Origin of the sequence: Streptomyces sp. NPDC060031 (assembly GCF_042736805.1) — a bacterium.
Lineage (GTDB): Bacteria > Actinomycetota > Actinomycetes > Streptomycetales > Streptomycetaceae > Streptomyces.
Window position 1 is genome coordinate 1 of the sequence record NZ_JBHWVM010000120.1, and the last position, 20,451, is coordinate 20,451.

Genomic DNA, 20,451 nt, shown 5'->3' on the forward strand with positions numbered 1-20,451 from the left:
CGGCGGACCCCTCCGCGAGCCCCGGCGGGGTCCGCCGCACGGCGTCGGCGGGCTCGTCCTCTAAGGTGGCTGCGGGGTGGGCCCCGGGCAGCGGGGGCCGGCAACGGCCGTGAGGACCGGTGGAGTTGGTGGAGTCTCTGCAGCCTGGTGATCTGCCGGAGATCGGGGGGTACCGCCTGTTGGCGCGGCTCGGCGCGGGCGGGATGGGCGAGGTGTTCCTGGCCCGGACGGCCTCCGGCCGGCCGCTGGCCCTCAAGACCGTGCACCGGGACCTGAGTCTGGAGCCGGACTTCGCCGAACGGTTCGCCCGCGAGATACGCACCAACGACCGCGTGCGCTCCCCCTGGACGGTCTCGGTGGTCGACTTCAGCCCTGCGGGGGCGTCCCCGCAGTGGCTGGCGACGGAGTACGTCGCCGCGCCGTCGCTGGGCGACTGGGTGTCCCGCAACGGGCCGCTGGCGGGGCCGGCCGTACTGGGCCTGGCGCGGGAGCTGTCGGCCGCGCTGGTCGCCGTACGCGCGACGGGGGTGGTCCACCGCGACATCAAGCCGGCCAACGTGCTGCTGGGCCCGGAGCGGCCCTTCCTCATCGACTTCGGCATCGCCCGCGCCGTGCGCGACGCGCGCCGCACGCAGACGGGCGCGGTCATCGGCACGCCCGGCTACCTCGCGCCGGAGCAGGCGACCGGCTGCGTGGCCGAGGCCGCGGCGGACGTGTTCTCCCTCGCCGCGGTCCTCGTGTACGCGGCCACCGGCCACGGCCCCTTCCTGGCACGCGGCGAGGAGCTGGGGCTGCCGGGCCTCCTGTACCGGATCGTTCACGACGAGCCCCTGCTCGACGGAGTACCGCAACCGCTCGTGCCCCTGGTGAAGGAGTGCCTGGCCAAGGACCCGGACCGCCGCCCGACCGCCGAGGACGTACAAGCGCGGCTCGGGGCCGCCGAGGAGGAGGGCTGGAGTCGCGCGGTGCCTGCGGCCCTGGTCGCGGACGTCAACCGGCGGGAGGCCGAGCTCCGGCGTCTCCTGGCCGCGTCGCAGCCCCCCGTGTCCGCCGCCACGGGGACGGCCACGCCGCCGCCCCACCCGGCGCTGCCGCCCGTGCCCGGCGCACCGGCGCACCCGCCCACGGCTCCCGGCACTCCGCTCCCCGCCACCGCCCCCTCGGGTCGTGGGGGCGTGTGGGTGACGGCGGCCCGTCGGCCCAGGGCGATCGGCGCGCTGGCCGGTGTCGCCGTACTGGCCACGGCCGTCACGCTCCTGATCATCCTTCCCTGGGACGGCGACGGCGACGGGGCCGCGAAGCACGGCGCCTCGCCGTCGCCGTCGCCGTCCGAACGGTCGTCCTCCGCACCGTCGCTACCGCCGTCGTGGGCCGGTACGTGGTCCGGCGCCGGGCCCGGCACTCCGGACGCGGACGGCATCTCCCGGGCGCGAACGGGTGCGTTCACCGTCACGGTCACTCTGCGCTCCGGGGCCGTGGGCCAGGTCGTGGGCCGGCAGGTCAGCAATGTCGAGGAGGTCTCCACCGGACGGAACCTGGGATGCACGGAGGCCCTGGAGCTACGCCAGATCACCGGGAACACGGCGGTCCTCGCGGCCGCGACCAGCCACCCGACCGACGTCGCGGCCACCTTCGACTGCCCCCGGAACAACCTCTACGTGGTGACCCTGGCGGAGCCCGACCGGCTGACCCTCGAGTCGGAGGGAGCACAGTCGGCCGGCGCACCCGCGGCCCTGACCCGGCAGCACTGAACGGGACGGCGCCGCACGAGCACCGACACCGGCACCGACACCGACACCGACACCGACACCGACACCAAGTCGACTGTGATAGAAGAACATTGACTGCGATAGGGCTCCGCCGGTGGTGCGGGTCGGGGCACGGGGAGGTCGCGATGGCTGCACGTGCGGTGTGCGTCCCCGCGGCGCGGTACGACAGCGCGCCCTCGGAGGCCCGGTGATGGCCGAGCGGGCCCCCCGCAGGCACGTGCTGGTCCTCGCACCCCAGTGCGAGTCCATGCCACGGCTGGGGTCCCTCGACCCGGCCGCGCGCGAACTCGACAAGGTGCTCAGGAACGGCATGCTGGGCGGCTGTGCCCCCGGCCTGCCCGACGGCGAGTCGCTCTTCGTCGGGGACGGTCTGACCAGCGGGTACATCCAGGGCCTGGTGGAGAAGGCGGTCGAGCACGCCGCCGACCGCAACGCGGTCCTGGTGCTGGCCATGCTCGGGCACGGCTTCGCGGTCGGCGGCACGGGCACGCTCCACCTGATGGCGTACGACTCGGCCGAAGACGTGCGCCGGGGCGCCGTGGACGTGAGCGCCCTGCTCACCATGGCGGTCGATCACCCCGGCGTGGACGGGCTGATCGGCATCATCGACACCTGCCATGCGGCCGGGGCGATACCCGCGGCGCCCCAGCTGACGGCCGGGAGCCGCAACGGCCGGACCCGTCTGTCACTGCTCATGGCGTCCGCCAGCGGTCAGCCCGCGTACGATCTGACGCTCTCCCGGGAGCTCACCACCCTGCTGAGCCGCGGCATCCGCATCGACGAGAAGGCCCTCTCGGTGACCCGCGTCGCGGAGGAGCTGCGAAAGCACGTGAAGGGGCAGGACGTCACCGTCGCGCACCACGACGGTGACCCGTTCGCCGGCGAACCGCTCTGGATCGCCCGCAACCGCCGGCACGGCACTTCTCCGGGCATCCTCAGCGGACCCCTCGCGGCCGAGGAGCTCGCCGCCGCGCTGGGCGGGCTGCACCCGCCCACACCCGCTCCGAGGGCAGACGGCACGGCGGCCGTACGCACTTTCCTGGACCGTCTGGAGGAAGCGCGCCCGGTCGAGCCGGACCCGGCCTGGGAGCGGGCGGTGGAGGCCGCGGACCATCTGTACGTGGCGGTCCGCACCGTGGAGTTCCTGCGCGACTGGATCGGCACGGAACTGACCACCCCGCGGATCCGCCGGGCACTCGGCTCGCTGCTCGCGGGTGAGCGACGGTTGCCCGCCGGCTCCGCGACACCGTGCGACACCGATGTGGAGGTGCTCGACTTCCTCGCCTTCAACCACCCCGTCGCCCACGGCGACTGCCGCCCTTGGGTCACCCGGTTCGTCCTGCTCCTGGCCCGCGCGGCCGGCCGCGACGACCAGGATCCCGAACTGATCCGATGGGCGCAGGAGATCAAGGCGGGGCAGGAACTCAACGACGCGGTGGCGTACGCCCGGAGCCGACAGACCGAGCAACGCCTGTCCTTGGTCACCAGTCTCCACGCGTCGGTCGCCGGGGACTGGCCGGAGTCGCTGGAGACCTGGCTGCTCCTGGACGGCGAGATCTTCGCACGCGGAACCTTCAGCTGCCTTCCGGAGTCGGAGCGTCCCATCGACCGCGAGAGCGTGGAGGACGCGCTCGACAACGCCGTGCTGTGGGCCCGCGACGAAGCCGCGACACTGCAACTTCCGTTGATCCGCGTCCATGTGGCGGCGCCCAGCGCCCTACTCGCCACCTGGCGCCCCGAGGAATCCGGATCGGCCCTGCTCCTCGGGGTCCACCACGACGTCGTCATGCACTGGAGTGAACGCCTGGCGCCGTCCCGCTTGCTGAGGCTCACCGAGGCCGCGGTCAGCGCCCGCTGGGCGGCGATCGACAGCCATACCGCCGCGTCGGCGCCGCTGGACTGGCTGTCGGAACGGGAGACCGCCGATCCGGGGGCATTGGGCGCCCGCCTCGCCCGCGGGCAGTACGCCGCGGGCGCCATCGGGCTGGACCACCACCTCACCGCGGACACGGGGGGCCTGCTGGACCTGCTGCTCGCCTACACCCCCGTACTGGTGTGGCCGCACGGCGCCGGGGGCTTCGCTCCCTCGCTGCACGAACAGCTCGACGACCACTGGCGCACTCTGCCCGGCAGCCTCCTGGACACCTACCGGTGCGGGTGGAGCGGCGCCCCGGCCAAGGACATCTCCGTCCTGCGACTGGTCTGGGACAACCAGGAGTGGCTGACGTTCTGCGACCGGTTCAGGGTGTCGGGCCCGGGGACGGAGTCCCCGTGACGGACCGGCCTGCCCTCCCCGACGCCACCGCGCGGCTGGTCGACGCCCTGCGACCCTTCCAACGGCACTGGGCCGCAGGCCATGGGGAACGGCCCCGCGTCCACGCCGAGGTCCTGGTCGACCGGTCGCCGACCATGGCGGTGTGGCGCGATGACCTCGACGTGTTCGGCCGGGCGCTGATCGGTCTCGGGGCGTTTCGCAGTGTCCAGATCGGTGACCTGCCTTCGGCGGCTGGCCCGGCGGCCTGGCCGGCAGCGGGCCCGGCTGCGGACCGGCTGCTGATCCTGGTCTCGGACTGCGCCTCCTCCCAGTGGCGCGCACCCGCTTGGTGGCAGGAGCTGTACGCACTCCTCCACCAGTCCCCCACCGCGCTGATCAATCCACTGCCCCCGAGACTCTGGCGCCACACAGGGCTCGATCTGCCCGCCGTGCGTGTCGAGCCGCCCCGGGCAACGGCGAGGAGCAACGCCGATCTGCCGTTCACGCCCCCTCCTCTCCTGCACGCCTTGCCGGAAAGCGGACGCGGCGGACCCTCGTGGGTCCCCCTGCCGGTGATGTCGCTGACCGGCCACGGCCTGGGCCAGTGGGCACGGACACTGACGGCCGAGTCGGCCGGTGGCTGCGACGCCCTGCTGGTGCCCGGCCCTTTGGCATGGAACCCGGCCGCCCCGCACGAACCGCCGTACACAGCGGCTTCCCTGGCCGACTCCTACCTGCTGTCGGCGTCCCCCAGAGCGGCAAGGATCGCGGTCTTGTGCGCGGCCTACAAGGAACTCGACCTGCCCCATCTCCGAAAATTGGCAACGGAGTTCGAACCTGAGGCCGGGGCAGCCGACCTCGCCGAGATCCTCGTGGGCGGGCTGTTCTCCGTCACCGGCGGCGAACCGACCACACTGCGGTTGCGCGACGGCGTCCGCGAACGCATCCAGATGTCGCTCGGGGTGCGGGACCTGCGCCTGCTGCGCGACCGCCTGCCCCACCACGCGGAGCGTCTCGTCGAACGGCGCCGCGGTGGCGGCCTGCCCGCGCCCCGGACGAGCGGCTCCGGCCACCGCCTGAGCGCCCGAGAGCCCCGGCCGCCGTACTTCTTCCTGAGTTACGCGCACACCCCCAGGTTCGGGCTCGGGGGACCCGACCCGGACATGTGGGTGGAACGCCTGTTCCGCGATCTCAGCAGTCACGTGATGGCGCTGACGGATCTGCCCGCCGGATCCGATGCCGGGTTCATGGACCGGGAGATACGCAGCGGCGAGGGCTGGCCGGAACGGCTCGGGAGGGCACTCGCCACCTGCCGCGTCTTCGTCCCCCTGTTCTCGCCGCGGTACTTCGCCAGCGAGACGTGCGGGAAGGAGTGGTACGCCTTCGCGCAGCGCGCCATCCAGCACGGCGCCGTCAGCAACCGGCCGGCCGAGGCCATCGTGCCCGCCCTGTGGATTCCCGTACCGCCTCACCAACTCCCCTGCCCGGCCGAGCGGTTGCAGTTCAACCACAACACCTTCGGCGAGCGCTACGTCACCGACGGGCTGTACGGTCTGATCAAACTGCGCGGCTACGCGGAGCAGTACGAACACGCCGTGTACGAACTCGCCAAACGCATCGTCGGCGTCGCCGAGACCGTCCGGCTCGACCCGAGCCGGACGGTGGACCACCGGACGGTGCCGAGTGCCTTCGGCGCCAGGGGCAGACCCGCCCGCACCCTCCACATCATCATCGCCGCACCCAGCCGGCACGACCTGCCGGAGGGCCGCAGCCGCGAGTACTACGGGGACACCGCCCAGGAGTGGAACCCGTACCACCCGGTGTCCCAGCGGCCGATCGCCCGCGTGGCGGTGGACATCGCGAGGAACCTCAACTACCAGGTGACGGTCAGCTCCTTCGATGACGAGGAGACCGGGCACGTCGACGGCAAGCAGCCGCCGATCCGGCCGGAGATCCTGATCGTCGACCGGTGGGCCGTGCAGGACGAGGGGCGCCGCCGACGGCTGGCCGCCTTCGACCGGACGCCCCGGCCGTGGACCAGCGTGATCGTGCCGCACAACCGCCACGACCACCAGAGCCGGGCGAGGGAGAACGAGTTGGCCCATCGACTCGAAGAGACCATGCCCGTCACGATGAGCCAGGGCAGGGCTGCCTGCCGGGCCGCAACCAACGGCGTGGCCACCATGGAGACGCTCGGGCAGATCCTCCCCCAGGTGGTCGAGGCGGCCGCCGAGCAGTTCCTCCGCCATGCTCAGGTGTATCCGCCCGCCGGCTCCACCGGCACCGAACGGCCGCGGCTGCTGGGCCCGACGGGCATGCTCGGCCCCCCGGCGCCCCCTCGCGCTCCGTTCGGCCGGTCCCCCGGCCCGGAAGAGGCCTCGGCCGAGGACGACTGACCGTGACACCCCACCGCTGTGATACACCTCACGCCGCGGGTTCGGCGGGGTCCGGCCGACACGGATAATGGCACCACCCCCCTGAGAGACGAAGGTTCGATGACGCTGAAAGAAGGCCAGCGGGTGAAGCTGGCAGCGGACACCAGGCTGACCGAAGTGATCGCCGTGACGGAGGACTCCGCCACGGGGACGCCGACGGAGCCGGCTGCCGGGTTCCTGTCCCTGGCGGCGGGCACCGAGGGCACCGTCGAGCGGGCGGTCGAGCACCGCCACGAGAGCCACGCGGTACGCGAGTACGCGCGGCTCAAGTCGCTTCTCGACACCTTCGGCCAAGACATGCCCACACAGAGCAGGAAGCAGCTCGAAGAGCAGGTCGGGGCCCTGGAGCCCGAGTGGATCGAGTTCCAGCAGCAGCGGCCCCGCGTGACGGTCCGCGTCCGCTTCGACAACGGGTTCATCCTCGACGACACGGACGGAGACCTCTTCACGTCCGTCTGACGTCGCCGCCCGGCCGCCCGCCCGCCCGCTCGACGAATGTCTGGGTTGTCGCACATCTCCCGGTCTCGGCGAGGACGATGAGAGGAGCGACGCGGCGAGGAGGAACGGATGAAGGCGCACCATCTACGCATCTTGCTGGTTTCCGGCGCGGTGGTACTGGCCACGCTCACCACCACGACGCCGGCCCAGGCACTGCCTGCCTGTCCGAGCAACGCGATCTGTCTGTGGACGTTCCAGGACGGGACCGGGGACCTCTACGTGTGGCGCGGCGGCTACGTGGACCTGCCGGGCAAGTACACCGACCACGTGTATTCCTTCAGGGCCAACAGGACCGGCGCCTTCATCGACTGGGCGCACGGCAAGGAGTGCCGCTCGGTCCGCAAGGGCGACTACGCCAGCAACTACGGGTCGCGCTTCGGCTCCAAGATGGACGCGGTCGGGGACAACTGCTGACCTCGGGCCCGGCCGTCCCACGCGTACGGACAGAAGATGACTGGACCATACGAAATACTGTACGAAGTCTTCTGTGAACGAACAGATTAAGCCCGCGACCGTTCGCGTGTTCATCGCCCTCGCGCCGCCCGACGACGCGAAGGAGGAGCTCGCGCGTGAGCTGCGGCCCGCCTACCAGGCGTACCCGCGCATGCGGTGGAACCGCATCGAGGACTGGCACATCACCCTGGCCTTCCTCGGCGAGGTCCCGGTCGCGACCGTTCCGCTGCTGCGGCCGCCGCTCGCGGACCTCGCGGCGGCCCGCCGGCCCCTGCGGCTGGCGCTGCGCGGCAGCGGGCACTTCGACGAGCGGGTCCTGTGGACCGGGATCGGCGGGGAGCTCGAAGGGCTACGCCTGCTCGCCACCGACGTGCGCGCCGTGGTCAAGGAGTCCGGGATCCCCTTCGAGGACCGGCCGCTGAACCCCCATCTGACCCTGGCCCGGTCACGCCGCAACGATCCGACGCGCGCGGTGGAAGGCGCCGCCGCCGGGATCGCCGCATTCACCGGCCGCCCGTGGCAGGCCGAGCGCCTGCACCTGGTCGGCAGCAACATCGGCCGGGGCCCGGGGCCGATCCACTACCGCGACATCGAAGCCTGGAACTTCACCGGCGACCCTTCCTCTTGATCCGGGACAGGGCCACCTGAGCGACCCGGCAGAGTCCCCGTCCCGGAGGATGCCTCTTCGTAGCGGCGCTCCGCGGTGGTCACCTCGGTCTGCGGGCGGCGCCACGGCCGTCGGCCGTGAACACGAGGAAGGCCGGGCGTTCCGCGCCGACGGGCCTGGGGTCGATCCAACGAGCACGCCGGGCCAGGAAATCCAGGACCTTGCGCCGGCCCGCGCACCGGCAGCCAAGGGCGCCTGGGTGGCACAGAGCACGGGGGCCTGGCCCTCCTCACCGTCCCGGCCGTCGTTCCCTTCCCCGGCGGCTCCGCCCGTTCCGAGGCCGGTGACCCGGCCGCCGTGTCGAGCGGCAGCATCTTCACCGCGGGCGCCTTCCTCGTGCTCACCCTCGTGGCCTCGCTCTACATCACCGTGAGGACCTCCGACGCCCTCGCCCGCCGGTCGGCTCCGACCGCCGCCTGAGTAAAGACGCTCGGGTTCAGTCCGATGAAGGATGCCTGAGTGCCTGTTATTCGAAGCCCTGGCGGGTCTAAGCTCGGCGGATGACCTTGGAATGGGAACAGGTAATCGTTCACTCGGTGGATCCGGCGGCCTTGGGACAGTGGTGGGCCGAGGCTCTTGGTTGGGTTGTGGTCCACTCCTCTGATGAGGAGTTCGAGATCCGCCCGGCGCCGGACCGTCTGCCGGGGTTGGACTTCGTCCGGATTGATGAGAGCAAGAGCGTCAAGAGCCGACTGCATCTCGACTTCAGGCCTGATGACCAGGACGCCGAGGTGGCTCGTCTGGTGGCTCATGGCGCGCAGCGTGTTGATATCGGCCAGGGTGATCAATCGTGGGTTGTATTGGCAGACCCCGAAGGAAACGAGTTCTGTGTCCTTGGCCAACGGCGTCAGTAAGGCTCACGCCCGCCCCACTCGATACAACGGATCTCGCCGGAACGGAACTGCGGGCGCCAAATGGTGGGTAGCATCCGGCAGCAAACACCGTGAGGTATAAGGAGAGTGAGCCGCGATGGCCGATAAGCCGGACACCAAGCCCATCCACAGCGTGTACGCGCAGCGGTTCGCCGCAGATCTCGAGACCAATCGCAAAGAGCAGGAAGACGTCTCCGCTCAGATCTGTGAACTCGACGAGCGCCTGAAGCAGTTGAAGGCCGACGAGGGTTGGCTCAGCGGTATCCAGTCCACACTGCCCGAGGGCGAGGGCGAGGGCGACAGCGAGGCCGAGGCCGGCCCGCAACTCGTCCACTCCCCCGGCGACGAGAGCACCGCCGCGGCCCCCGAATCCCCCGAATCCGCCGGGACCGTTCCCCGGCCCCGGCGGGCCAGGAAGGCCTCGGGCGCCGCCGCGTCCGGCACCAAAGCCAAGGCCGCTCCGCGCAAGACCGCCACTTCCGCGGTGAAGAAGACCACCGCGCCGAAGGCGGTCAAGACGGCGGAGCCCCCGCTGCGCGAGCTCGTCCTGGCCCTTCTGGTCGCCGCCGCGGAACCGCGTATGGTCAGCGAGATCGGCACCGAACTCGCCGCGGCACACCCCGGCCGGCCCGCCTCCACCCAGGTCGTCCGCAACACCCTCGAGGCGCTGGCCAAGAAGGGCTCCATCGAGAAGGAGCACAAGCAGGGTTCGGTGATGTACACCGCGCCCAAGCCCTCCGCGGCCGAGCCGGTATCCGATATCCCCGAGGAGAAGGTGACGGCTGAGGTCTAGCCGCACCGACCCTCGTCGCCGGCCCCCGGCCCTGCCGGTCATCACGACGGCAGAGGCCGGGTCGGAGCGGCGGCCGCCCGGATCGGCCGGGCTGCTTCACACAGGTGCCGACGACGTGTCCCGGCAGCCTGGTCAGACAGGGTTCGCGCTGCGAAACGACCGCCGGTAGCTGTCGGGCGGTACCCCGACGATGCGTTTGAACTGGCGCCGCAGTGTCGTGGCGGTCCCCATCCCGGTGGCCCGGGCAACCGCCTCGATGCTCTCGTCGGTCGCCTCGAGGAGCTCCTGCGCGCGGCGTACGCGCTGGGCCAGGAGCCATTGGATCGGCGTCTGTCCGATCACCGACCGGAACTGACGGCCGAGATGGCGCGGGCTCGTGTTCGCCTTCCGTGCCATGTCGGTCACCGTCAACGGCTGGTCGAGTCGCTGTTGGACCCAGGCGAGCAGGTGGGCGAGGGTGTGGTCGCCGGAGACCTGCACGGGTGTGGCCACGAACTGGGCCTGACCGCCGGGCCGGTGCGGCGGCATGACGAGGCGGCGGGCGACGGAGTTGGCGACAGCGGCGCCGTGGTCGAGGTGGATCATGTGCAGGCAGAGATCCACCGCGGCGGCCTTGCCCGCGGCCGTGAGCACGCTGCCGTTGTCCGTGTACAGCACGTCGGGATCGACGACGGCCAGCGGATGGCGCGTACTCAACTCCGCGGCGTGAGCCCAGTGGGTGGTGGCCCGGCGCCCGTCCAGCAGGCCCGCGGCGCCGAGCACGAACGCTCCGGTGCACAGCGAGGCGACCCGGGCACCCGACGCGTGAGCCGCACGTACGGCTTCGATCACCTCCGGCGGCGGCGGATCGTCGATGTCGGCGCACGCGGGCACGATCACGGTGTCGGCGCCGACCAGGCGCTCCAGTCCGTGGTCGGGCTCGACCGTGAACGGGCCGACCTGCACGGTTCCGGGTCCGCAGAGCAGTACGTCGTACCAGCCCTCCGCTTCGCGCGGGGGATTGCCGAAGATCTCGTAGGCCACGGCCAGTTCGAAGTGCAGCAGGTGACCGGCGGCCAGCAGTGCGACAGTTGGCATGTCCGAAAGTGTACGGGTGTTGTCGTTCCGGACCATCACGGTCGGGTGACGCCTGCGGCGAGACTGGATCCATCAGCACATCGAGATGCGGGGGAACCATGAGTACAGCGGCTGCGGTAGTGGTCTACGGGGCGACCGGGCACACCGGTCGTTTCATCGTCTCCGAACTTCGGAAGCGTGGTTTCGCTGTCGTCATCTCCGGCCGTGACGCGGCCCAGTTGGAGGCGCTGGCCGCCGAATGGGGCGACGTGACGGTGCGTCCGGCCACCGTGGACGACGCGAACTCCCTGGACCGCGCCCTCTCCGGCGCGGCGGCTGTCATCAACTGCGCCGGACCGTTCGCGGTGACGGGCGGCCCGGTCGTCGAGGCGGCCCTGCGCGCCGCGATCCCGTACGTGGACGTCGCGGCGGAGATCGAGGCGAACGTTTCGACCTTCGCCGACCACGCGGAGGCGGCCCGCAAGGCGGGCACACCGGTGGTGCCGGCGATGGCGTTCTACGGCGGGCTGGGCGACCTGTTGGTGACCGCGGCGATGGGTGAATGGACCGCCGCGGACGAGGTGCACGTCGCGTACGGGTTGAGCAGCTGGCACCCCACGGCGGGCACGCGGGCGGCGGGTCAGGTGTCCCATGAACGTCGCGGGGGCCGTCGGCTGCGGTTCGCGGACGGCGCGCTGCAGTACCACGACGACAAGGCGGCTCAGCAGGAGTGGCTGTTCCCGGAACCTCTGGGCCGCCGCACGGTGTTCGCGGAGTTCACCATGGCCGATGTCGTCACCGTTCCCAGCCACCTGGCCGTGCCCGCGGTCACCACATACATGACCGTCGAAGCCGCGGGGGACCTGGCCGGGGCGGACACGCCCGCGCCGGAGCCGGTCGACGCGCTGGGCCGGTCGGACCAGACGTTCGTCGTCGACGTCCTGGTCCGCGCGGGCGGCGTCGAGCGACGCGCCACGGCCCGTGGCCAGGACATCTACGCGGTCACGGCGCCGCTGGCGGTGGAGGCCGTCCAGCGGATCCTCGCCGGGCACACGCGGACGACGGGCGGCGTGGCCTCGGCCGGCGCGATGTTCGACGCGGCGGACTTCCTGCGGGCGCTGGCCCCGCACGTGTCGGTCGAGCTTCCGCACTGACCGGCCCGGCGCTCGAGTGGGTGGACGTGTCGGCCGAGGGGAGGTAACCGAGGGCCGTACGGCGGCGTGTCGAGGGCCGTGGCGGGCCGGTTGCGACACGGTGGGGCCTCCACCCCACCCCGATCGAGAGGCTCGCCATGACCGCCGAGAGCCCCCTGGACGCCAACCGGCGCACGCTGCTGCTGGCCGCGGGAACCACCGCGATCACCGCCTTGGCATCGGCGTGCGCCGGCAGGCAGACCGGCACGGAAGCCGCCGGGCAGGCTCCCACCGGGCAGGCCGTGACGCGCAAACCGTCCGGCCCGCCACCGGCATGCGTCCTCACGCCGAAGTCCTCGGAAGGCCCCTACTACACCCATGACAGTCAGATCCGCTCCGATGTCGTCGAAGACCGCGAAGGGGTTCCGCTGCGGCTGGACCTGCGGATCGTACGGACCTCACAAGGGTGTGGGCCGATGGCGAAGGTCACCGTGGAGATCTGGCAGGCCGACGCCTCCGGTACGTACTCACAAGGGGGTGCCACCTACCTGCGCGGCACCCAGACCACGGACCAGGACGGCCGCGTGTCGTTCCGCACCATCGTGCCCGGCTGGTACGCACACATCGCCCCACACGTCCACTTCAAGGTACGCCCCGACGAGCACACGGAGGTCTCCTCGCAGCTGTTCCTGCCCGAAGAACTGCTCCAGGCCATCTACGCGCGCGAGCCGTACTCCCGCCGCAAGGCCCCCGCGCACCCCAACACCCGCGACGACCGGTTCGCGGCCAACGGCCCGCAGATGACGCTCAACCCCGTCAAGGACGGGACCGGGTACCGAGCCACCTTCACGGCCGGCATCGCCTGACCGACGCGTGCGGCGCGATCAGCCACGCCACCAGTCCACCGTCGCCTTGACCTGCTCGTCGACGGGGGTCGCCCGGACCGCGAATTCAGCTTCGTAAGCGCTGGAGTCGACTACGAACGGGCGGTCGAACTGGTAGCGGATCTCCTTCAGTTCGCGGATCAGCGGGGAGAAGACCGACGCGACGCCCAGCACGGCCGGGGAGAGCCTGCGCACCGCGACCGGTCCCGTTCCCGCTCGGGCGGCAAGCCGGTCGACCATCTCCCGGGTGGTCAGCGCGGGTTCCGTCGGAACGTGCCAGGCCCGTCCCCAGGCCCGTTCCTCACCGGCGACCTCCAGCAGGGCGCGGGCCACATCAGGGAGGTAGCTCCAACTGTGCGGGGCGTCCGGATCCCCCAGCGTGGAGACCGACTTGCCGCGCAGCAGTCGTGGCACGACCCGCGCGGCCAGGTGCCCGCCGTCGGTCACGCCGGGGCCGAAGAAGTCAGAGGCCCTCACCTCGACCGCCTTGATGCGACCCTGCTCGTGCAGTGCCCGTGCCTGCTCCCAAACGGCGGCGCGCACCCTGCCCTTGGGTCCGGTCGCCGCGAGCGGCAGCTTCTCGGTGAGGGGGCCGTCCACCGGGCCGTAGCCGTAGAGGTTGCCGAGCAGGACCAGGACGGCTCCGGTCGCCTCGGCCGCCTCGCAGGCCGACGAGGCCAGCGGCGGCCATTCGCTCACCCAGCGGTGGTAAGGCGGTGCGGCGCAGTTGTAGATCGCGGCCGCACCCTGCGAGACCTCGGTCAATCGCTTGCTGTCCGTCGCGTCCAACGCGATGTGTTCGATGCCGGGTTCCGGGCTTCGGCCCGACCTGGTGACGACGCGTACCGCGTGCCCCTCCTCGGCCAGCAGCCGAGCGGTGGCGGCCCCGGCGGGCCCGAATCCCATGACGACGAAAAGGCTCACGTACGCACACTAGCGCGAGTGCGCGTGACGCCTTGTGCCAGGTGTCAGCACGGCCGCCGTGTACAAGCCGAACACGGCGGCGCCCACCTCCAGCGGGGTCGCCCAGGCGGGCGCATGGCGTACGAACAGGGCGGTGCACGCGGCGAGCAGGACACCGGCCACCAACCCGCGGCGCCGTCGGCGCGGGTGCGCCTGCGCCTGCTCCTGCTCCTGCTCCTGCTCCTGCTCCTGCTCCTGCTCCTGCTCCTGCTCCTGCTCCTGCTCCTGCGGGGTGTTGTCGTGGTCCGGTGTGGTCTTCGGTGCGGACATGGCCGGTCCTGCCTCTCATCGCTCTTCCCGTCGGTCTCGCCCACGGCCTGACTCCGTCTCAGGCCTTGCACTACTGTCATCCCGGTCGGGGGCGGCACGGACGGATTCCTACGCCGGCCCACGGATCCGGACAGGGCACGGCAGACGCGGAGGCGGCGTGGGTACCCCAGGACAGCTCAAGAGGCCGGCGCTGCCCGCAGGACGGCTGCGGGACCTCAACAGCGCGCTGCACGCGCTGCACTTGGTCGCCGGGCAGCCGAGCCTGGACACCATGCACCGCCTGCTGGACAAGCGGATCTCCCGCACCCGCCTGCACGATGCGTTCACGGAGCCCCGGCTGCCGCCGTGGGACACCGTGGACGCGCTCGTCGAGGTCCTGGCGACGCGGGCGCCCGGCCGGACGCCCGGGGAGGTCCTGCCCGAGGTGCACGCCCTGTGGGTGCTGGCCTCCCAGCAGCGCTCTCTGCTGGACCCGGGCGAGGCCGAGATCACGGACGGGGTCGTGGAGACCTTCGCCCTGTACCTGGAGGTCAGGCCGCGCGGGGTGCTGATGGACGTGCCCGTCTGCGAACTGGGCGGTGACTCCTTGTTCGTGCTCAACGTCGTGGGCAGCTTGGAGCAGGAGTACGGCATCGTGCTCGACGAAAAGGACTGGGGGCAGGATTCCTCCCTGACGGTGGCCGACTTCGTACGGCTGACCCTGGCGGCCTACCGCAAGACCCGGAACGCGGACGGGTCCCTGGCCGCCGGTCCATCCACCCCGTGAGGAGACGACACACCATGCCGCTGACAAGCCGCCGCTCCCGTGCCGCAGCCCTGGGCTTCCTGGCTGCCGCACTGTTCGCGTTCACCGGCCTGTGCTTCTACCAGGGCAGGACACCGGGCCTCCTGCCGGAAAGCAGTTGGGGAGGCTGGCGGAACGAAGAGGTCGCCGGCTGGTCGACGCACGTCAGGGTCAACAGCTGGACCCATGCCGCTGAGGCCCGAGCCAATTGCGGCAAAGCGGAAGAGATCGTGCTGGGCGCCTACGGCAAGACGGCCCGCGATTCCAGTGCCACGGGCGACACCGCCTTCACCCTTACACCTGAGGGGAAGCTCACGGTGAAGCGGCCTTGAATCCGGTCTTGAACGACAGCGCCCGGCGCCGCTGTGGGATCCTGGTCCTGTGACCTTGGAGGACCTCGTCCGGCTGCGCCGGGCCCGTGACCGGATGGACCGCGAGTACGCGGAGCCGCTCGACGTCCCGGCGCTGGCGCGGACCGCCCTCATGTCGGCGGGGCATTTCTCCCGCAGCTTCCGCGCCGCCTTCGGGGAGACCCCGTACAGCTACCTCATGACCCGCCGGATCGAGCGGGCCAAGGCGCTGCTGCGCCGGGGCGACCTGAGCGTCACGGACGTCTGCTTCGCGGTCGGATGTACGTCCCTGGGGTCGTTCAGCTCACGGTTCACCGAGCTGGTCGGCGAGAGCCCGAGCGCGTACCGGGCCCGCAGCCATGACGAGGGCGCCTCCGTCCCGGCCTGCGTGGCCAAGATCCACACGAGACCGGTCAGGAACGGAGAAGCAAAAGCCGGCCCCCGCCCGTAGCGTGAAACGCATGGACATCAAGCTTTCACAGTGCTTCATCGCCGTCGACGACCACGACAAGGCGCTCGTCTTCTACCGGGACGTTCTCGGCCTGGAGGTACGCAACGACGTCGGCTTCGAGGGGATGCGCTGGGTGACCGTGGGCGCACCGTCGCAGCCCGGCGTGGAGATCGTTCTCGAGCCGCCCCTCGCGGACCCGAACGCCTCGCCCGCCGACCGGCAGGCCATGGCGGAACTGCTGGCCAAGGGCCTGCTGCGCGGTGTCATCTTCACGACCGACGACTGCGACGACACCTTCGAACGCATCCGCGCCGCGGGCGGCGAGGTGCTGCAGGAGCCGATCGACCAGCCGTACGGCGTCCGCGACTGCGCCTTCCGCGATCCCGCGGGCAACATGCTGCGCTTCAGCCAGCCTCGCGGTAAGTGACCCCGGGTCCCACACGCCGTCGCAGCGACCGCACCGACGAAGCCGAAACAGAAGCCGAAGCCGAAACAGAAGCAGAAGCAGAACAGATGGAGACACGATGAGCACGGCCAAGAGGGCGAACACGCAGCCGCCCGCGCCGCACACCGCCGACAGCCACGACCTGATCCGCGTGCACGGCGCCCGCGTGAACAACCTCAAGGACGTCAGCATCGACCTCCCGAAGCGCCGGCTGACGGTGTTCACCGGTGTCTCCGGCTCGGGCAAGAGTTCGCTGGTGTTCAACACGATCGCCGCCGAGTCGCAGCGGCTGATCAACGAGACGTACAGCGCCTTCGTGCAGGGCTTCATGCCCACACTGGCGCGGCCCGAGGTCGACGTACTCGAAGGCCTGACGACGGCGATCATCGTCGACCAGCAGCGGATGGGCGGCGACCCCCGCTCCACGGTCGGCACCGCCACCGACGCCAACGCGATGCTGCGCATCCTCTTCAGCCGTCTGGGCCGGCCGCACATCGGCCCGCCCAGCGCGTACGCCTTCAACGTTCCCTCGGTGAAGGCCAGCGGTGCGATCACCGTCGAGCGCGGTGCGAAGAAGACGGTGAAGGCGACCTTCAACCGCACCGGCGGCATGTGCACGCGCTGCGAAGGCCGGGGCGCGGTCTCCGACATCGACCTCACCCAGCTCTACGACGACTCCAAGTCGATCGCCGAGGGTGCGTTCACCATCCCCGGCTGGAAGTCGGACAGCTTCTGGACCGTACGGGTCTACGCGGAGTCGGGCCTGCTCGACCCGGACAAGCCGATCCGCGACTTCACCAAGAAGGAGATGCAGGACTTCCTGTACCGGGAGCCGACCAAGGTGAAGGTCGAGGGCGTCAACCTCACCTACGAGGGGCTGATCCCCAAGATCCAGAAGTCGTTCCTGTCCAAGGACACGGAGGCGCTGCAGCCCCACATCCGGGCGTTCGTGGAGCGGGCGGTCACCTTCACGACCTGCCCCGAGTGCGACGGCACCCGGCTCAGCGAGGGGGCCCGGGCCTCCCGGATCGGCCGGATCAACATCGCCGACGCCTGCGCGATGCAGATCAGTGACCTCGCCGAATGGGTCGGGGGCCTCGACGAGCCGTCGGTGGCGCCGCTGCTCACGACGCTGCGGCAGACGCTCGACTCGTTCGTGGAGATCGGGCTCGGCTACCTCTCGCTGGAGCGGCCGTCGGGCACGCTGTCGGGCGGCGAGGCGCAGCGCGTCAAGATGATCCGCCACCTCGGCTCCCCGCTCACCGACACCACGTACGTCTTCGACGAGCCGACCGCGGGGCTGCACCCCCATGACATCCAGCGGATGAACGACCTGCTGCTGCGCCTGCGGGACAAGGGCAACACGGTGCTCGTCGTGGAGCACAAGCCGCAGACGATCGCGATCGCCGATCACGTCGTCGACCTCGGCCCCGGAGCCGGTACGGCGGGCGGCACCGTGTGCTTCGAGGGCACCGTCGAGGGGCTGCGGGCGGGCGGTACCGTCACCGGCCGCCATCTCGACGACCGGACCGCCGTCAAGGAGAAGGTGCGTACGCCCAGCGGCGCGCTGGAGATCCGGGGCGCGACGGCGCACAATCTGCGTGAGGTCGACGTCGACATCCCGCTCGGGGTGCTCTGCGTGGTCACCGGCGTGGCGGGCTCGGGCAAGAGCTCGCTCGTACACGGGTCGGTCCCCGCCGGCGCGGGTGTGGTGTCGGTCGACCAGACGGCCATCAAGGGCTCCCGGCGCAGCAACCCGGCGACGTACACCGGGCTGCTCGACCCGATCCGCAAGGCGTTCGCCAAGGCCAACGGCGTGAAGCCGGCGCTGTTCAGTGCCAACTCGGAGGGCGCCTGCCCCACCTGCAACGGCGTCGGTGTCGTCTACACCGACCTGGGGATGATGGCCGGTGTCGCCACCACCTGCGAGGAGTGCGAGGGCAAGCGCTTCCAGACGGCGGTACTGGACTACCACCTCGGCGGCCGCGACATCAGCGAGGTGCTGGCCATGTCGGTGACCGAGGCCGCGGAGTTCTTCGGCCCCGGCGCCGGTGACGCGCACACGCCGGCGGCGCACCGCGTCCTCGGCCGGCTCGCCGAGGTCGGACTCGGCTACCTCAAGATCGGCCAGCCGCTCACCACGCTGTCCGGCGGCGAGCGGCAGCGCCTCAAGCTGGCCACCCACATGGCCGAGAAGGGCGGGGTCTACGTCCTCGACGAGCCGACCACGGGCCTCCACCTGGCCGACGTCGAGCAGCTGCTGGGCCTGCTCGACCGGCTCGTGGACTCCGGCAAGTCGGTCATCGTCGTCGAGCACCACCAGGCGGTCATGGCGCACGCCGACTGGATCATCGACCTCGGCCCGGGCGCCGGTCACGACGGCGGGCAGATCGTCTTCGAGGGCACCCCGGCCGACCTGGTCGCCGCCCGCTCCACCCTCACCGGCGAGCACCTCGCGGCCTACGTCGGCGCCCGCTGAGGTCCGTTCCAGGGAAGCGGGGGCGCCGTACAGGGCGGATTGCGTCTCTAGGATCATCACTCCATGTCACATACATCCCGCCGAAACGTTCTTGCGGTTCTTGCCGGTGCCGCCGCCTCCGTCCCACTCGGAACCTTGTCCGCCGCGGCCTCGCCCAGAGCCGCGACGGCGAGCGCCTCCACACTCGCCGCGTCGCTCACCTCGCCGCGCTCGTCCGTCACGATCCGCCCGCTGGACCCCTCCTACTTCACGCAGGTCTCCCTCGGTCCCCTCACCACGAGCGTGCTTCCGGGGACACCCGAACGCCTGCAGGTGGCCTCCGGTACGACGCGAGTGGCGGTCTTGACCAAGGGTTCGCGCACCGTCGTCCTGACCGGCCCGGAGCGCACCTTCACCGAGGACAAGCAGTCCTTCGTGGACGATTTCCAGCGCACGCTCCCGGACCAGGCGCTCCCGGTCGCCGACCGGAAGTACTGGGGCACCTCCCCGGGCGGCGGCAGCTGGTCCACTCTCGGGCCCGTGGACTCCGACTTCTCGGTCGTTCCGGGCAGCGGCACGATCGCGCTCACCACGGATTACGCGAGCCGTCACGCGAGCCTTCGGGACGACGAGATCACCGACGTCGACGTCCGCGCGGTGGCCAGGTTCGACAAGGTGCCCACAGGTCAGGCCTGCTCGTACGCGCTGTCCTTCGGCTACCAGGACACCCACAACAACTACCGCGCCAGGCTGTCCTTCCTGACCTCGGGCGCGGTCGAGCTGCGCGTCGAGAAGGAGGTCGCCGACACGGTCACCCAGCTGACCACGGCCACCACCCTCGCCACGGCGGTGCCGGCGGGCACGAACTGGACGATCCGCGTGCGCCGCGAGGGGACCCGGATCCAGGCCAAGGCGTGGCGCACGGACTCCGCCGAGCCCGCCGCCTGGGCCGCGGACACCACGGACTCCACCTTCGCCAAGGGACGCGTGGGCCTGCGGGCACTGGCCAATCAAGGCTGCACCAACCTGCCGGTCAAGCTCGTCGTGAGCAGCTTCCGGGTGGACGCGGCGACCTGGCAGCAGCCGCCGACCGTCACCCACGACGCCTGGGTGCGCGTCCTGCCCACCCCGTTCGACGGGACCTGGAACTCGGCACTCGAGCAGATCGTGCGCGGCTGGGCCGGATCGCCGGCCCCCGACGCCCTGGCCTACGCGGCCATGTTCCTCCCGGGGGCGCCGGCCGTGACGAGCGAAGCGTCCCCCGTCGCGGGCAAGCAGGTACTGGGCGAGGCCGGATACGGATATCAGGACCCGCAGGGCTACCGCTACGAGGGCGCGGACTTCCACGAGTACATGAACGTCGGCTGGACCTTCCCCGACGGCACCTACACCGGCCCGTCCGGCAAGCAGGTGGGCAACCTCGACTGCTCGGGGTACACGCGCATGGTCTACGGCTACCACATGGGCATCCCCGTGGCCGCCGGCGAGGACACCTCGAAGACCCGGATCCCGCGCAAGTCCCGCCACATGGTGGACTACGCCCCCGGCGTACGGATCGACCAGACGGACGGTACGAACCCGCCCGCCGCGCAGCAGCTCCAGCCCGGCGACCTGGTCCTGTTCAACGCCGATTCGGGCGACGACACGGTGACCGTCACCGTCGACCACGTGGGCATCTACCTCGGCCCGGACACGGCCGGCAAGCGGCGCTTCCTGTCCAGCCGCAAGACCGGCAACGGCCCGACCATGTCGGACCTGGGCGGCGCCTCCCTCCTGGACGGTGCCGGAACGTACGCGAAGAAGCTCCACACCGTGCACCGCATCTGACGCCCGACGGGAATGATGGGCCGGACAGGCATGCTGGGGTACCGCCGCAGACGAGGGGACCGTCCGTGCAGTTCGAGGTGTGGGCACCG

The 20,451-nt window shown here is 71.1% G+C and carries 20 protein-coding genes; 17 read left to right on the forward strand and 3 right to left on the reverse strand.

The window, feature by feature from the left end:
* Positions 1-128 precede the first annotated feature (128 nt).
* The 9 genes from ACFWB8_RS33360 (at position 129) to ACFWB8_RS33400 (ending at position 9,741) form a co-directional block, all read left to right on the forward strand.
* A complete protein-coding gene (locus tag ACFWB8_RS33360) occupies positions 129-1,751 on the forward strand; it encodes a serine/threonine-protein kinase (RefSeq protein ID WP_385235801.1) in 1,623 nt (540 codons plus the stop codon).
* Between the two features lie 208 nt (positions 1,752-1,959).
* Entirely contained in the window at positions 1,960-4,044 is a 2,085-nt protein-coding gene (locus ACFWB8_RS33365) for a hypothetical protein (RefSeq protein ID WP_385235804.1), read from the forward strand.
* A complete protein-coding gene (locus ACFWB8_RS33370) occupies positions 4,041-6,419 on the forward strand; it encodes a TIR-like protein FxsC (protein WP_385235807.1) in 2,379 nt (792 codons plus the stop codon). The genes ACFWB8_RS33365 and ACFWB8_RS33370 overlap by 4 nt, the downstream gene beginning before the upstream one ends.
* Positions 6,420-6,518: 99 nt before the next feature.
* A complete protein-coding gene (locus ACFWB8_RS33375) occupies positions 6,519-6,917 on the forward strand; it encodes a hypothetical protein (RefSeq protein WP_385235810.1) in 399 nt (132 codons plus the stop codon).
* Positions 6,918-7,025: 108 nt separating this feature from the next.
* Positions 7,026-7,370, forward strand: a complete 345-nt coding sequence (locus ACFWB8_RS33380) for a peptidase inhibitor family I36 protein (RefSeq protein ID WP_385235813.1) — start codon at positions 7,026-7,028, stop codon at positions 7,368-7,370.
* Positions 7,371-7,443: 73 nt separating this feature from the next.
* Positions 7,444-8,037, forward strand: coding sequence for an RNA 2',3'-cyclic phosphodiesterase (gene thpR / locus ACFWB8_RS33385; RefSeq protein WP_385235816.1), 594 nt, complete (start codon positions 7,444-7,446; stop codon positions 8,035-8,037).
* Positions 8,038-8,373: 336 nt separating this feature from the next.
* Positions 8,374-8,496 carry a hypothetical protein gene (locus ACFWB8_RS33390; RefSeq protein WP_385235819.1) on the forward strand — a complete coding sequence of 41 codons (123 nt, stop codon included), beginning with the start codon at positions 8,374-8,376 and terminating at the stop codon, positions 8,494-8,496.
* An 80-nt stretch (positions 8,497-8,576) separates the two neighbouring features.
* Complete coding sequence (locus tag ACFWB8_RS33395) at positions 8,577-8,930, forward strand: VOC family protein (protein ID WP_385235822.1); 354 nt, start codon at positions 8,577-8,579, stop codon at positions 8,928-8,930.
* A 115-nt stretch (positions 8,931-9,045) separates the two neighbouring features.
* The gene (locus tag ACFWB8_RS33400; RefSeq protein ID WP_385235825.1) at positions 9,046-9,741 is read left to right on the forward strand and encodes a hypothetical protein; all 696 of its coding nucleotides are present in this window, start codon (positions 9,046-9,048) and stop codon (positions 9,739-9,741) included.
* 132 nt (positions 9,742-9,873) lie between these two features.
* Here the strand turns inward: ACFWB8_RS33400 and ACFWB8_RS33405 are convergent, their stop codons facing one another.
* A complete protein-coding gene (locus tag ACFWB8_RS33405; RefSeq protein ID WP_385235828.1) occupies positions 9,874-10,818 on the reverse strand; it encodes a helix-turn-helix domain-containing protein in 945 nt (314 codons plus the stop codon).
* A 98-nt stretch (positions 10,819-10,916) separates the two neighbouring features.
* Here ACFWB8_RS33405 and ACFWB8_RS33410 point away from each other — a divergent pair, with 98 nt between their 5' ends.
* Together ACFWB8_RS33410 and ACFWB8_RS33415 are read left to right on the forward strand one after the other, a co-directional pair.
* On the forward strand, positions 10,917-11,951 hold the full coding sequence (locus ACFWB8_RS33410; protein ID WP_385235831.1) for a saccharopine dehydrogenase NADP-binding domain-containing protein: 1,035 nt from the start codon (positions 10,917-10,919) through the stop codon (positions 11,949-11,951).
* 137 nt (positions 11,952-12,088) lie between these two features.
* Positions 12,089-12,796 carry an intradiol ring-cleavage dioxygenase gene (locus tag ACFWB8_RS33415; protein WP_385235834.1) on the forward strand — a complete coding sequence of 236 codons (708 nt, stop codon included), beginning with the start codon at positions 12,089-12,091 and terminating at the stop codon, positions 12,794-12,796.
* A gap of 18 nt (positions 12,797-12,814) precedes the next feature.
* On the opposite strand, the gene ACFWB8_RS33420 is transcribed toward ACFWB8_RS33415, so the two are convergent.
* Both ACFWB8_RS33420 and ACFWB8_RS33425 read right to left on the reverse strand, forming a co-directional pair.
* Positions 12,815-13,738 carry an NAD-dependent epimerase/dehydratase family protein gene (locus ACFWB8_RS33420; protein WP_385235837.1) on the reverse strand — a complete coding sequence of 308 codons (924 nt, stop codon included), beginning with the start codon at positions 13,736-13,738 and terminating at the stop codon, positions 12,815-12,817.
* Between the two features lie 9 nt (positions 13,739-13,747).
* Positions 13,748-14,047 (reverse strand): hypothetical protein, encoded by a 300-nt coding sequence (locus ACFWB8_RS33425; RefSeq protein ID WP_385235840.1) that lies wholly within the window; start codon positions 14,045-14,047, stop codon positions 13,748-13,750.
* A 157-nt stretch (positions 14,048-14,204) separates the two neighbouring features.
* Between ACFWB8_RS33425 and ACFWB8_RS33430 the strand changes: the two genes are divergently transcribed.
* The 6 genes from ACFWB8_RS33430 to ACFWB8_RS33455 all read left to right on the forward strand — a co-directional run bounded on the left by ACFWB8_RS33430 (position 14,205) and on the right by ACFWB8_RS33455 (position 20,362).
* Entirely contained in the window at positions 14,205-14,813 is a 609-nt protein-coding gene (locus tag ACFWB8_RS33430) for an acyl carrier protein (protein ID WP_385235843.1), read from the forward strand.
* Positions 14,814-14,827: 14 nt separating this feature from the next.
* Positions 14,828-15,163 carry a hypothetical protein gene (locus tag ACFWB8_RS33435; RefSeq protein WP_385235846.1) on the forward strand — a complete coding sequence of 112 codons (336 nt, stop codon included), beginning with the start codon at positions 14,828-14,830 and terminating at the stop codon, positions 15,161-15,163.
* Positions 15,164-15,212: 49 nt separating this feature from the next.
* Entirely contained in the window at positions 15,213-15,632 is a 420-nt protein-coding gene (locus ACFWB8_RS33440; protein ID WP_385235849.1) for a helix-turn-helix transcriptional regulator, read from the forward strand.
* Positions 15,633-15,642: 10 nt separating this feature from the next.
* Positions 15,643-16,059, forward strand: a complete 417-nt coding sequence (locus tag ACFWB8_RS33445) for a VOC family protein (protein WP_385235852.1) — start codon at positions 15,643-15,645, stop codon at positions 16,057-16,059.
* Positions 16,060-16,156: 97 nt separating this feature from the next.
* Positions 16,157-18,556, forward strand: a complete 2,400-nt coding sequence (locus ACFWB8_RS33450; RefSeq protein WP_385235855.1) for an ATP-binding cassette domain-containing protein — start codon at positions 16,157-16,159, stop codon at positions 18,554-18,556.
* Between the two features lie 135 nt (positions 18,557-18,691).
* On the forward strand, positions 18,692-20,362 hold the full coding sequence (locus ACFWB8_RS33455; RefSeq protein ID WP_385235858.1) for an NlpC/P60 family protein: 1,671 nt from the start codon (positions 18,692-18,694) through the stop codon (positions 20,360-20,362).
* The last annotated feature ends 89 nt before the right edge of the window (positions 20,363-20,451 follow it).